Source organism: Hydrogenoanaerobacterium sp. (genome assembly GCF_032017025.1).
Taxonomy (GTDB): domain Bacteria; phylum Bacillota; class Clostridia; order Oscillospirales; family Ruminococcaceae; genus Hydrogenoanaerobacterium.
The window spans coordinates 48,893-61,934 of record NZ_DALZQO010000003.1; the positions used below are offsets into that span (position 1 = coordinate 48,893).

A 13,042-nucleotide genomic window follows, 5' to 3' on the forward strand; every position below is an offset into this window, starting at 1 on the left:
TATTGGTAAGCTTTCAGAAACGAGTCTAACGACCGGAGGATAATTATGCTTAAAAACATACTCTCAATGGAAAACATCACAAAGGTGTATTCGAACGGCTTTGTTGCCAACAAAAACGTGAGCCTCTCTGTGCATGAGGGCGAAGTACATGCATTGGTTGGAGAAAATGGCGCAGGTAAAAGCACTTTGATGAAGGTTCTTTTTGGCGTTGAGAAGCCTGAGGAAGGCCGTATTCTTCTTCGCGGCGAAGAAATTCATATTGACAACCCCACAGTTGCCATCAAGCTTGGAATAGGAATGGTACATCAGCACTTTATGCTGGTGCCCTCGCTTACGGTTGCTGAAAACCTTGTAATTGGCATGGAGCCCAAAAAGAATGGTTTCTTTAGCATGAGCGAAGCGGTAAAGATTACACGCGAAGCTTCAGAGAAATACAATTTTAAAGTTGACCCGTTGGCAAAAATAGAAGACCTGTCTGTTGGACAGAAACAAAAGGTCGAAATTCTTAAGGCTCTGGTTCGCGGAGCTAAAATACTAATACTTGACGAACCCACCGCAGTTTTGACACCACAGGAGACAAAAGAGCTATTTGTAGAGCTCAAGGGCCTTAAAAAAGAAGGCTATACCGTTATTTTCATTTCTCATAAGCTCCACGAGGTGACAGAGCTCTGCGACAGAGTTACCGTTATGAGAGCAGGGCGCACAATTGGCGTTGAAGATATTGGGAATCTGACAGAAAGTGACATCTCACGTATGATGGTAGGACGTGACGTAGTACTTAATTTTGATAAAGATGAAGCGAAAATCGGCGAGGTGGTTGTTGACCTCAAAGGAATTACCAAATACGCGCATGGTACCAAAAAGGTTTTGGACGATGTAAGCTTCTGCATCCGCGGCGGCGAAATTCTTGGCATTGCCGGAGTAGAGGGCAATGGTCAGAAGGAAATTAGTGAAATCATCACCGGGATGGACAAGATTTTTGAAGGCGAAGTTAAGGTTGGCGATTTGGATGTGAGAAATCTCAGCATTCGTGAAATTCGTGAGGCTGGCGTCGCTCACATTTCGGAGGACCGTATGACCTATGGTATTGTAGGCGACGGCAGTATTGCAGAAAACATTGTTTCTGACCGGTACTACAAGCCTGAATTCCAAAAGAAGATGCTGATGGACCTTAAAAAGGTAGATGAGCTTGCAGTTGACCTGATCAAAAAATTTAACGTAAAGTGCGATGGTAAAGATCAGCCGATTCGTATGCTTTCCGGCGGTAACATGCAGAAGGTTGTTGCAGCCCGTGAGTTTACCTCGAATTCCAAGCTGATTATTGCAAACCAGCCAACCCGTGGTATCGATATAGGTGCAAGCGAATTTATTCGAAGAAAGCTTGTTGAACTGCGTGACGGAGGTGCGGGGGTACTTCTCATCAGCGCCGACCTGAACGAAGTTATGGAAGTTAGTGACAGCCTGATTGTTATGAGTGAAGGCAGAATTGCCGCATACTTTAAGGATGCCAAAACAGTGACCGAGGATGAACTGGGCGAGTACATGCTGGGTATCAAGAAAATGGCACCGGAGGAGATTAGGAGAGTGGCAAATAATGGGTAGTGCTAAAGTAAAAGCAGTTAAAACTGCGAAAGATATTGAAAAGCAATTTAACATGTTGAGAATGCTGCTCGCGGTTGGTATTGCTCTTGGTGTGGCTTTCTTGATCATTGTTTTTATAAGTGATAATCCAATGGGCGCAATTAAGAGCTTTATGTTCGGGCCGGTTTCCACCATGCGTCGTATGGGTAACCTCATTGAAGTTATGACTCCGCTGCTGTTTACCGGTGTTGCCGTATGCCTTATCTTTTCGGCAAACCAAACAAACATGAGCGTAGAGGGCGGCTTCTTGGTTGGCGCGGTTGGTGCAACCATTGTCGCCACCAAGCTTACGTTGCCCGGAATTATTCACCCGATTGTCAGCATCGCCCTTGGCGGTGTGTTTGGTGCAATTGTTTGCTTTATTCCTGCAATTTTATATGTAAAGTGCGATGCAAAGCCGGTTGTCAGCTCGCTGATGATGAACTATGTTTGCCTTTACTTTTCACTCGGTATCATAAACCACATTCTGCGCGACCCTGCAGCGGGCTTTCTTGCATCCTTTAAGTTTGCTGAAACCTCGCGTCTTTCCAGACTGCTGCCGGGCACCAGCATCCACAGTGGTATTATCATAGCACTTGTTGTAGCTACTCTGGGTTATTTTTACCTGTACAAGAGCAAGCGCGGCTATGAAATCCGTATGGTGGGTAAAAACCCGGAATTCTCTGCTTATTCCGGAATTCCTGTTAAAAAAGTTTTGCTGAATGCGCAGATTTTGGGCGGCTTTGTTGCCGGTATGGGCGGCGCTGTTGAGGTTTTGGGAATGTACAAGCGTTTTCAATATCAAGGGCTTACAAACCACGGATTTGATGGAATTTTGGTGGGAATTATTGCGGGATACAACCCCAAGCTGGTTCCGCTTGCTGCCGCATTCCTCGCATACGTTCGTGTAGGTGCCGACGTAATGGCACGTACCGATGATATTCCAATCGAGCTTGTAAGTATTATTCAGGCAATCATTATTATGCTTGTAGTTGCTGAACGCTTCCTCCACAAGCTCAAACATAAGAAGCTGGTGGAAGCAGCTGAGAAACAGCTTAGTATTAAGGAGGTGGCGGTAAATGGGCAATAATGTGATGTCAGCAATTTTTTCCGCCGAATTTGTTTATTCTGTCATCCGTGTTACAACACCACTTCTTTTTGCAGCGCTTGCCGCGCTGATTTGCAACCGCGGCGGTGTACTGCACATTGCTTTTGAAGGTACTATGCTTACCGCTGCATTCTGCGGCGTGGTTGGCAGTGCGTATTCCCAGAGTCTTCTGGTTGGTCTTCTGTCCGGCCTTGCAGGCGGTATTGCAATCATGGTACTGCTTGGCTACTTTAACCTTGTGCTTAACGCAAACGTGGTTCTCACAGGTATTGCACTCAATACGTTTGCCTCCGGCGGTACCATCTTTATGCTGTATGTTTTGGTGCAAGATAAGGGCTTGTCCACTTCTCTGCCCAGCCTTACCTTTCCAAACATACAAATTCCGATTATCAAAGACATCCCTGTTTTGGGGTCTATCCTTTCAGGACATAATGTTCTCACTTACCTCAGTTTCCTCTCTGTTATCGTGGTCTATCTTCTTATCTTTAAAACACCGCTTGGTCTGCGCATTCGTACCGTTGGTGAAAACCCGAATGCCGCATCCTCCGTTGGTATCAATGTAGTCAAGACAAAGTTTATTACGCTCATTATTGGTGGCTTTTTTGCTTCTCTTGGCGGAATTTACATGTCTATGGGTTATCTTTCTTGGTTCGCGCGAGACATGGTCGCCGGCCGTGGCTTCATGGGTATTGCCGCCCAGAACCTGGGCAATGCCGCACCAATTCCGACGTTCCTCTCTGCATTGGCATTTGGTGTAGCAAACGCACTTTCTAATGTTCTTCAGACGATTAATGTTCCGGCTGAAGCCGTTCAGGCAATCCCTTACGTTGCAACGCTCATTGGTCTGGCTGCTTATTCTTCCTCCGTGAAAAAGGGTAAGAAAAAGGTAAAGGAAGCTTCAAAAGATTAGTGATGATATTGTAAAAATAGCTCATTAATGCTAAAATGGTAAATATTACTGTTGGATGGTGGTGTTAAAAATGGCTTACAGTGTTCAGGCTGCTAATATAGTTTTTAACTATATTGTACAGAAAATTAAGACCGGGGAATGGCTGCCTGGCACAAAGATCGAAACAGAAGTTCAGCTGTGTGAAAAGCTGAATGTCAGCCGGATCGCTGTTCGGCAGGCGTTGGAGAAGCTCTCTACACTTTCTGTTTTGCGAAAGGTGCAGGGTTCTGGTACTTATGTTGAGGAGTTTGAGAATGCTACGCTGTTGGGGCTGCCGTATTTTGCAACAACAAGGCGGACAATGATTACCATACTTGAGTTTCGTCGTATGTTTGATTCCTACAATGCCGAGCTATTTATCAGCAAATATACCGATGAAGATCTAAAACTTCTGGAACAAAATTATGAAGAGATGAAGAAATCGGTTCATGATCGAAAGAAGTTTCGGTATTGCGACAATGAGTTTCATCAGATCATTGCAAAAGGTACGCGAAATGCGATTATTGCTCAGATATCCAATCTGTTTACGGGGCTTTTAACCGAGCATCAGACGGTGCTGTACCACAATGTTGGCCCTGAACATGCCATCCAATATCATGGAATGATATTAGACTGCATACGAGACAAAAACGCGGAGCTTGCTGCCATCTACTCCCGCATGCACATCGAAAATTCGCTTCAAAAGCTGTTGGAGAAGACCGATGAAGATTTTGTTTCGGAATACGAAGTATAATGAACCAATTCATAAGAAAGAGCGGATGCTAATGCATCCGCTCTTTCGCATTTTATAAGGCCTACAGCCATTGAATGAACTGGCCGATGCACTTATCCCAATAGGCCCAATCATGTAAGCCGTCGCCATCGCAGAAGGTAGTGTCGCTGCCGGCTTCTTTTAGCTTTTCGTAAAGGGCAACATTCATGTCGTGGTTCGCAACGTCCTGAATACCGCAGAAAATATAGCTTCTTGGTTTATGCTCTGCGTGGGTGAGGCCACCCGCAAGCTTATAAAGGTCATGGTTTGTGCCCGGAATTTTATCGGTTCCATCAAAAATAAGATCATAGCGGAAGAAATCAAAGCCCATTGCTTTCATACGTCCTTCCAGCACAGGGGGGTTCACAGCGCCCGAAAGGCAGCCGAATGCCCCATACTGCTCCGGCTTTGAGAGTGCACACTTAGATGCCCCATAGCCACCCATAGAGGGTCCTGCAATGAAATTATCCTCGCGCTTTGAAGAAAGATGGAAAGTTGCCTGCACAAAGTGGGGCAGCTCCTCGGTAATAAAGTCGAAGTAATCGTGCCCGCTGACCGCGTTGGTATAAAAACCGTTTTGGCCAGATGGCATTACAACAGCGATGCCCTTTTCCTCAGCGTATCGCTCAATGTTGGTGTGGCGCAGCCACGAGGAATAATCATCCAAGGCGCCATGGAGAAGATAAAGCGTTTTGTGCTTTTTGCCCTCGGGGTAAATTTCGCTGTAAGAAGCATGCAGGCAGTCGTTGTCGGGCATACTCGGTATCAAGACGTTTAAGGTCACATGGTTTTTCAGTGCTTTGGAAAAGAAATTGCACTGGCAAAGAATCATTTATAATTGCCCCCTTCTGATTACATATAGAACTAGTATAACCTTTTTGCAGGTGGCATAAAAAGGACACATGTCTTTTTTCCTTAATCAAAATATGGAACTGGAAGCGGAATATAAGTTTCGGAGGAATAATTGTTAGAAATGGGCAAAATAGATGAGATTCACTCCATACAGTTGGAAAAGCAAACCCTCTCACACGATATCGTGCAAGAAGGCTTTTGGTAACAGCATCCTAGAAAATGCTCATTTTACAGCTCGATCTGCGTTGAACAACTGATTAAAGGCAGTTCCTCCCAAAATCAATAATCCACCCACAATTTGCAGCGCAGATAGCCTTTCATGCAAAAAAATCGCAGAAAAAATCAGTGCAGAGGATGGATCGATATAGCTCATAACAGAGATGGTCTGCCCCGGCAGCTCCTGCATGGACGAGAAATATAAGTAACAGGCAATGCCGGTATGCAAGATACCCACAACAACAACCAGTAGGAGATCATTTCCGGCAGGTATATGCAGTATGCTACCGGTTGTAACAATAACATATACCGCCATAACGAATGACGATATCAACAGTTGTATAAACGTGCTTTCTAAGCCGGATAGGCCTTTTATAAATTTGTTGACTATCATCAGCGTGGCATACAACAGTGCAGCAGTAAGACCATAGATCACTCCAAGTGAGGAATCGGCTCCGTTAACGCTTGTACCATTGATAATCATCATGCCAATAATAGCCGCTGCTATACCAACTGCTTTGCTGCAGGTTATTTTCTCCTTAAAGAGGATGGATGAGAGCAAAAACACCACAATTGGTGCACTATAATACAACAATGTTGCCGCGCTCACCGTAGCATGACGATAGGCTTCAAACAAAAAAGCCCAACCGCCCCCCAAAACAGTTCCGGCAACCATTAATTGAGGCAGATTTTTTCGAATGCCCTTTCTATCAATCGGTTGTTTCCTCAGTAAAAGCACCGTTGCGAGAAAAATGCTGCCTATAATTGTGCGCCATAAAACAATGACGGTACTTGGCAGAGTAATGTTTTTTACAAAAATCCCTATGCTTCCGAATATCAGCATTGCAATGGTCAGCTTTAGTTCCGGACTTTTTTTCATCATATCCCGTATATCCTATCTGTCAGTTTAGCACTTAGCCTTGTGAATTTTGATATGCAATACGCGGTGTACCGTCCTCCACATAAACCGTTCCGCACTGCTTAAACCCTGTTTTAGCAAAAACTTTTTGCATTGGTATATTGTCTTTGTGGGTATCGGCACGAACATTGCCAAAATTATGAACACACCAATTCATGCAAAAGGTGGCAACCCCATGTCCGCTTGTTGCCGCCAAGCGGTGAACCGTCACATACGGTTTATCGTTCAGCCACGAGCCATCATAGATTTTTTCGTAGGTGGGCTCTCTATCATTCAGCAGGCAAAATGCTCCAACAATCTCGCCTGCATCTATGCAGATGTAACTGATGCTTTTTTCAATGTCATCAATAATCAAATCGCGTGAAGGATGGCCGTTTTGCCATTGAGTTGGATTCCCATGTTCCCTCATAAACTGGCGCGCTTTTGTGTAAAGCTCCATCAAGGTTTCTAAATCTTTCAATTTTGCCTTTTGAATCTCCACTGTATACTCCTCCCGATTGTGCTTTATAAATTTGATGCGCAAACGTTTCAATTTATTATATCATAACCCGGTCTTAAAACACAGTTTTGCACTTGCGCATAGCGCAAGTTTGCGTGCTAAGGCACGCAAAGACCGTTTCCGATGTAATAAAACATATTTGCCAAACGGCAAGTACCGCGCTGCGCGCGGCATTCAGCCAAAGGCTGAATGTTGTTTTATTATATCATAAAAAGCGTAGCATTTGCGAGGGCTTACTCTTCAGCTTTAATCCTGCAGGGTTAGATATAAAAGAGGAAAGGAAATTAGTAACAGCTTTTTATTAGAAAATTTTAATGATTTGTTAATTTCATGTTGACAAAAAGCAAAAACATTGTTATTATTTTATCGAACACATTATAGAACGATGTTCTAATTGTTTGGAAAGAGGAGACACAATGAAAAAGTTATTAAATCGAGCACTATGTGTATTGCTGTCTGTTGCTATGGTTTTTACTGTAACGGCATGCACAGGCAAAGGTGCCTCATCATCGCAAGCAGAAGCAGGCAAGTTTAAAGCTGGTACCTACACAGCGGCGGCCAAAGGAATGGGCGGCGATGTTGCGGTTGAAGTTGTTCTGACCGCAGATAAAATTGAAAGCATAAAGGTAACCTCTCACAAAGAAACACCGGGAATCGGTGACCTGCCCATTGAACAGATTCCTAACAAAATTGTTGAAATTCAGGGGCTTGGCGTAGATACCGTAGCAGGAGCAACTATAACGAGCTCGGCAATTATAGCTGCGGTGACAGACTGCTTAAAACAGGCAGGTGCTGACACAGAAGCGCTTAAAGCGATAAAGGGTGATGCTGCTCAAAAAGCAGAAGATGTAACCCTTGATGCCGACGTTGTTGTTATTGGTGCAGGCGGTGCAGGCCTTGCAGCAGCCGTTACAGCACATCAGGCAGGAAGCTCGGTAATCGTTATTGAAAAAATGCCAAAGGTTGGCGGAAACACCATACTGGCCGGCGGTGCACTCAACGCTGTTGATGAGGGAAGCGAAACAGCAATTGCCAATGACGACTCGGTTGAAAAACACTATACCCAAACCTTTGAGGGCGGCGATAAACAGGGTGACCCTGAGCTGGTTCGCACACTTGTAACAAATGCTTGGGCTGGAGTAGAATGGCTAAAAGGCATGGGCATGGAGTTTAAACCCGGTACATTTACAGTTCTGGGCGGTATGTGGCCAAGGGCACACAAACCCGTTGATCCTGTGGGAACAGGCTTCTTCAACACTTATACTAAGTACATCGATGCCAATGATAATATCGAAGTGATGCTTAATACAAAGGCTACCGAGCTTATTGTAAAAGACGGTAGAGTAAGCGGTGTAATTGCAGAAGGCGAAACCGGAAATAAGGTTACACTCAATGCAAAAAATGGTGTTGTAATGGCAACAGGCGGCTTTGCCGGAAATGTTGAAATGCGCCAGAAGTACAATACAAAATGGGCTACGCTTGATGACTCCGTTAAATCTACAAACCATGCAGGCGCAACAGGCGACGGTATTATACTGGCTGAAGCTGTAGATGCGCAGCTGGTTCAGATGGAAAACATTCAACTGCTGCCGATGGGAGACCCTGAGACAGGCAGCCTGAGCGGAAACATTGAGATGGGTGTTGAAAACAGAATCTTTGTAAACGACGAAGGAAAACGATTTGTTGATGAGGGCGCACGCCGTGATGTAATGACGGCCGCACTGTTTGAACAGACGAACAATCATATGTGGATTGTATTGGACAGCCATGACTACCCCACAGGCGACGAGAAGAACAACTTTAACGAATCGGTAAATGAGCTTATTGCTGCAGGCCGCGCATTTAAGGGTGAAACCCTGGAAGAGCTTGCAGGAAAAATAGGTGTTGACCCGGCTAACCTTACTGCAGCCGTAGAGGACTTTAACAAGCATGTAGATAGTAAGGAAAAGGATTCGTTTGGCAGAACACTTTACAAAGATAAGATTGATAAAGGGCCTTTCTATGCAGCACCGCGTATTCCCACTGTTCACCACACAATGGGTGGTGTAAAAATTAATAAGGATGCACAGGTTATTGACAAGAACGAAAAGGTGATTCCCGGTTTGTATGCAGCCGGAGAGGTAACCGGAGGAATTCACGGTACAAACCGTTTGGGCGGTAATGCGCTTACCGATATTCTTGTTTTTGGCAGAATCGCGGGTGCATCGGCTGCACAGGCTAAGTAATTTTTAAAGTATAGTTTTTATAGATTTAACGTCCGACAAAATATTCGGGCGTTAAATCTTTTTTTAGCAATATGTGGTATAATTGCCTAAAAGGCAAATTTGACAGGAGGTGCTGAAGGTGAGGGAAAGCCCAAAAAAGAGCCAAAAAAGACAGGAGCTGATTCAGACCATCATAGAGGTTGTCAACAGGTTTGGCTATGAGAATTTGACAATTCGTGATATCTGCAGAGAAGCGAGCATATCAATCGGCACCTTTTATCATTATTTTGATGAAAAGTCTGATGTAGTTCGTATACTGTTTAAAGGCATCGATGATTATTTTGAAGACAGTGTTCAGCCTACGTTTGGCAACGATGAACTGGAGAACATTCTGACCTTTGTATCGGAGTATGCTCTGTACTGTCACAAGAGCGGCGTTGCCATTACCAGGGAAATTAGCACGGCCCCGCTGATTAATACAAGCCGCAACTATCTCTCTAGCCAGCGGCGCAAGCTTTCCATTATCATTGAAGGCGTTGTTACACGCGGTCAGCAAAAAAATCAGATAACCCGTGAGCTTTCTGTTGCACAAATAGCTCAAATGGTTTTAGTTGGTATGCGCGGCTATGCTGCCGACTGGGCAAAGAATGAAGGCTCTTATGATATTGTAGAAGCGGTTAAAAGCCATTTTATCGTTTTTAATAAGGGCATAAAGCCGTTAGATGATTATATTACGGATTAACCAATACAACAAAACAATGATGTGACCGCAAAGTATTCAGCCGTACTAGAATAACAAACGCACAAAAAGCCCTCTTGCATATATTGCAAGAGGGCTTTTTAAACCCGGTTGCATCAAGCAACCGGGTATTTTTACGTTGTTCGTCACGTTTTAGGATGAACTTTGCGCAGATGGTTTGGATGAGAGGCAACGCACAAAAGCAAGGTGCTCGAGCCAAAGCCGTACCGGTAATCAGTGCTGCTTCCCCTAAATTAGCGCATAAAAAGCTAAGGGAATCAATTAAAGAAGCTTTTTGGCGGTGGCATCCGCCGTAATTTCAATGTTGCGGTAGCACATTTCGTGGTTGGTGCGGCAAAACTCATTGAACAAAACGTCAATAATGAGTAGCTGCGCCACCTTTGCCGCCACAGAACCCACCTGCAACGGGCCCTCATTGGAGCCACAGAGCAGAATGACGTCCGCAAAGGCAGCAGCAGGGGATTTTTCGAATTTTGTGACAAGGATTACCTTGAAGCCATTACGGTTGGCAAGACGCATTACATCCACAATCTCACGGGTAGCGCCGGAGTAGGAGAAAAAGAGGATCGCATCGTCCTCGGTGAGCAGGGAGGAAGCCATCGTCTGCATGTGGGAATCTTCAACATAAAAAAAGTTGGGGGAAGCGGTGATGAACCGTCCCCATGCCTCCATAGCCATAATAAGCGACGCGCCCTGCCCAAAGCAGTAGACGCGCTTTGAATGGCTTAAAATCTGCACCGCTTTGGTTATGGAGGTTTCGTCCAAAAGCTTAAGAGTCTGCTCCAGTGCGCTTACCTGTGTACTGTAAAGCTTTTCGCACATCTGCTCAAAGGTATCCTGAGAGTCCACCTTGCCATAATTGGTAACAGAGCCGGAAGCATTGACCGAAGCGGTGCTGGAATTTTCTTCTTTAAAAATAAACTTTGCCAGCGCAAGTTTGAATTCGTTATAGCCGCCAAAGCCTAACGTCTTGCAAAAACGGAAGATCGTCGCCTCTGCAACACCGCATTGCTCTGAAAGTGCAGTAATGGAAAGCTGGATAACCTCGACCTTATTACTGAAAAGATAATTTGCAATTTTTTTTTCAGATTTAGTCAAGGAATTGTATTTTTTGTTTAAAATTTCGAAAATGTCTTCTCCCAAGAAAATCACTTCCTCTTAATAGAATAGATGATATAAAACCGAGCAGATGCATTAGCACTCCTATAAAACCGCATTAATATAAGAGATTTTAGCATAAGAAGCAGCTGTATAACCTATATTAAAACACTTTTGCGAAAAGTACAATAGTTTTTAAGATAAAAAAGGTGAAACTGGAAATATGCACAATGAATGAAACTAATTTTTATTTGATGCATTAATTGAAAAATATTTTTAAAATGATATACTGGAGTTAATACAGCGATTCAGGCGTACCGAGGTCTATAAAAACAAATTAACAGGAGGATTCAGAATGAAAAAGCTTTTATGCGCAGTTTTGGCATTGGTTATGATTCTGTCGCTTACAACAGCCTGCTCCGGAGGCAACACACCCAGTAGCTCACCGGCAGCTCCACACGCTTCCGGCGGTGAGGCAAAACCTGCCGACCCCGCAAACGGTGTAGGCCCTACCAATGAGAATCCGCTTTCTGATGTAAGAATCCGTCAGGCAATTGCATATGCAATTGATATGGATGCGATTGCAACCGGTTTGTATGAGGGCGCAGCGATTCCTGCAGATTCACTGATGCCGAACGGTGACTGGAAAGCACCCGGGCTGGAGCAGTACAAGTACAATCCGGAAAAAGCAAAGGAACTCCTCAAAGAAGCCAAGTGGGACTCTAACCGCACTCTAGATGTGGTTTACTACTATGGCGATCAGCAAACCGTTGACCTGATGTCTGCAATTCAGCAATATCTTGCGGATGTTGGCATGAAAATGACTGCCAGAAAGCTGGAAGGCGATCTTTCTGCACAGCTTTGGGTAGCACCTTCCGACCCTTTAAACGGTCCTTCTGCAGTTGATTGGGATATGGCATACGGTGCGGTGGGCGCACTTGCCCCGCATGAGTACTACAACCGTTTTCTCGGCGGCAACTCCAGCAACTCCCACACACCGAAGGACGACAAATATGACGAGCTGATTGGCAAAACCAACAACCTCGCAGATGTAGCTGCACAAAAAGAAGCCTTTATGGAAGTGCAAAAGTACGAGAACGCAATGTTGCCTGCACTGCCGCTTTATTACCAGCAGGTTTATGTGCTGGAGAGCAGCAAACTGAACCGTGGCAATGTAGCACTGGGCAATGAGCAGTTTAACTATGACTGGGATATTGTCAATTTGGATATTGAAGCGACCAATGGCAAAAAGCTGATGAAAACCAACGGCGCACCCATTGAGTTCTTTGAAGTGCCGTACCTTAACCCCGGCTTCCACATGAGCACTAAGGTTTTGTATGACCACCTCGTGGTTGCAGATGCAGCCTTGGGCAGCTTTAAAGGTCAGCTTGCTTCCGAGTACAAAGTTAGCGCAGACGGTAAAGTATTCGAGTTTGTGCTTAAAGATGGAATTAAGTGGCATGACAACGAACCCATTACCGCCGCAGACGTGAAATGGAGCTATGAGTTTGCAACCAAGGTTCCGGCACTCAACAGTGTCATCGGCTCCACACTCCAGAAGGTTGACGGCTACAAAGACTACATTGACGGCAAAGCGGAAGAAATCAAGGGTATTACCATCGACGGCAACAAGGTTACCTTTACCTTTACCGAAGTAGACCCCAACGCGCTGCTTACCTTCTCGCAGTTGCCTCCTCTGCCTAAGAAATATTTTGACGGCATAGACCCTATCAATGTTCAGCAGGCAAAATACTTCCAGGCTCCCGTAGGCTCCGGCCCCTTCAAGATTAAAGAAGTAAAAATGGGCGATTACACAACCTTTGTTCCTTTTGAAGGCTACCACGATGGTAAAGCTAAAATCGAAGAGATCCAGATGTACCCCAGCGGCGAGTCTGACCCCAATCTGGTAAAAAACGCCAGCGCAGGCAATGTGGACTATGCATACACCAAGTCCGCCAGCGATTATCAGGCGCTTAAATCCGTAACAGGCATCAAGGTCACACCGGTTGATATCCGTTACACAAGGCTTTTGTATATCAACAAATTTCCACATAAGTAAGCGTTAA

11 protein-coding genes are annotated in these 13,042 nt (G+C 44.9%); 7 read left to right on the top strand and 4 right to left on the bottom strand.

The annotated features are described in order from the left end of the window. Positions 1-45: 45 nt before the first annotated feature. The 4 genes from RTV33_RS03180 (at position 46) to RTV33_RS03195 (ending at position 4,410) form a co-directional block, all read left to right on the top strand. Complete coding sequence (locus RTV33_RS03180; protein ID WP_312641480.1) at positions 46-1,602, top strand: ABC transporter ATP-binding protein; 1,557 nt, start codon at positions 46-48, stop codon at positions 1,600-1,602. Further along, positions 1,595-2,710: an ABC transporter permease gene (locus tag RTV33_RS03185; RefSeq protein ID WP_312641481.1), complete on the top strand. Its 1,116-nt coding sequence runs from the start codon at positions 1,595-1,597 to the stop codon at positions 2,708-2,710. Before RTV33_RS03180 ends, RTV33_RS03185 begins: the two co-directional genes overlap by 8 nt. Then, complete coding sequence (locus tag RTV33_RS03190) at positions 2,700-3,638, top strand: ABC transporter permease (RefSeq protein ID WP_312641483.1); 939 nt, start codon at positions 2,700-2,702, stop codon at positions 3,636-3,638. Before RTV33_RS03185 ends, RTV33_RS03190 begins: the two co-directional genes overlap by 11 nt. A gap of 70 nt (positions 3,639-3,708) precedes the next feature. Beyond that, complete coding sequence (locus RTV33_RS03195) at positions 3,709-4,410, top strand: FCD domain-containing protein (RefSeq protein ID WP_312641484.1); 702 nt, start codon at positions 3,709-3,711, stop codon at positions 4,408-4,410. Between the two features lie 61 nt (positions 4,411-4,471). Here the strand turns inward: RTV33_RS03195 and RTV33_RS03200 are convergent, their stop codons facing one another. The 3 genes from RTV33_RS03200 to RTV33_RS03210 form a co-directional block, all read right to left on the bottom strand. Beyond that, entirely contained in the window at positions 4,472-5,260 is a 789-nt protein-coding gene (locus RTV33_RS03200; RefSeq protein ID WP_312641485.1) for an alpha/beta hydrolase family protein, read from the bottom strand. A 243-nt stretch (positions 5,261-5,503) separates the two neighbouring features. Further along, the gene (locus RTV33_RS03205) at positions 5,504-6,379 is read right to left on the bottom strand and encodes a DMT family transporter (RefSeq protein ID WP_312641486.1); all 876 of its coding nucleotides are present in this window, start codon (positions 6,377-6,379) and stop codon (positions 5,504-5,506) included. Positions 6,380-6,410: 31 nt separating this feature from the next. After that, positions 6,411-6,896, bottom strand: coding sequence for a GNAT family N-acetyltransferase (locus tag RTV33_RS03210; protein WP_312641487.1), 486 nt, complete (start codon positions 6,894-6,896; stop codon positions 6,411-6,413). A gap of 434 nt (positions 6,897-7,330) precedes the next feature. On the opposite strand from RTV33_RS03210, the gene RTV33_RS03215 reads away from it, so the two are divergent. Then, complete coding sequence (locus tag RTV33_RS03215) at positions 7,331-9,139, top strand: flavocytochrome c (RefSeq protein WP_312641488.1); 1,809 nt, start codon at positions 7,331-7,333, stop codon at positions 9,137-9,139. Between the two features lie 118 nt (positions 9,140-9,257). Further along, positions 9,258-9,860, top strand: a complete 603-nt coding sequence (locus tag RTV33_RS03220) for a TetR/AcrR family transcriptional regulator (RefSeq protein ID WP_312641489.1) — start codon at positions 9,258-9,260, stop codon at positions 9,858-9,860. Positions 9,861-10,139: 279 nt separating this feature from the next. Here the strand turns inward: RTV33_RS03220 and RTV33_RS03225 are convergent, their stop codons facing one another. Next, positions 10,140-11,021 (bottom strand): MurR/RpiR family transcriptional regulator, encoded by an 882-nt coding sequence (locus RTV33_RS03225; protein WP_312641490.1) that lies wholly within the window; start codon positions 11,019-11,021, stop codon positions 10,140-10,142. Positions 11,022-11,331: 310 nt separating this feature from the next. On the opposite strand from RTV33_RS03225, the gene RTV33_RS03230 reads away from it, so the two are divergent. Beyond that, positions 11,332-13,035 carry an ABC transporter substrate-binding protein gene (locus RTV33_RS03230; protein ID WP_312641492.1) on the top strand — a complete coding sequence of 568 codons (1,704 nt, stop codon included), beginning with the start codon at positions 11,332-11,334 and terminating at the stop codon, positions 13,033-13,035. Positions 13,036-13,042: the final 7 nt, after the last annotated feature.

Bases quoted from the DNA above. Each gene is read 5' to 3' on its own strand.
- RTV33_RS03180 (WP_312641480.1), top strand. From the start codon at position 46: ATGCTTAAAAACATACTCTCAATGGAAAACATCACAAAGGTGTATTCG.
- RTV33_RS03230 (WP_312641492.1), top strand. From the start codon at position 11,332: ATGAAAAAGCTTTTATGCGCAGTTTTGGCATTGGTTATGATTCTGTCG.
- RTV33_RS03215 (WP_312641488.1), top strand. From the start codon at position 7,331: ATGAAAAAGTTATTAAATCGAGCACTATGTGTATTGCTGTCTGTTGCT.
- RTV33_RS03200 (WP_312641485.1), bottom strand. From the start codon at position 5,260: ATGATTCTTTGCCAGTGCAATTTCTTTTCCAAAGCACTGAAAAACCAT.
- RTV33_RS03190 (WP_312641483.1), top strand. From the start codon at position 2,700: ATGGGCAATAATGTGATGTCAGCAATTTTTTCCGCCGAATTTGTTTAT.
- RTV33_RS03195 (WP_312641484.1), top strand. From the start codon at position 3,709: ATGGCTTACAGTGTTCAGGCTGCTAATATAGTTTTTAACTATATTGTA.
- RTV33_RS03185 (WP_312641481.1), top strand. From the start codon at position 1,595: ATGGGTAGTGCTAAAGTAAAAGCAGTTAAAACTGCGAAAGATATTGAA.
- RTV33_RS03205 (WP_312641486.1), bottom strand. From the start codon at position 6,379: ATGATGAAAAAAAGTCCGGAACTAAAGCTGACCATTGCAATGCTGATA.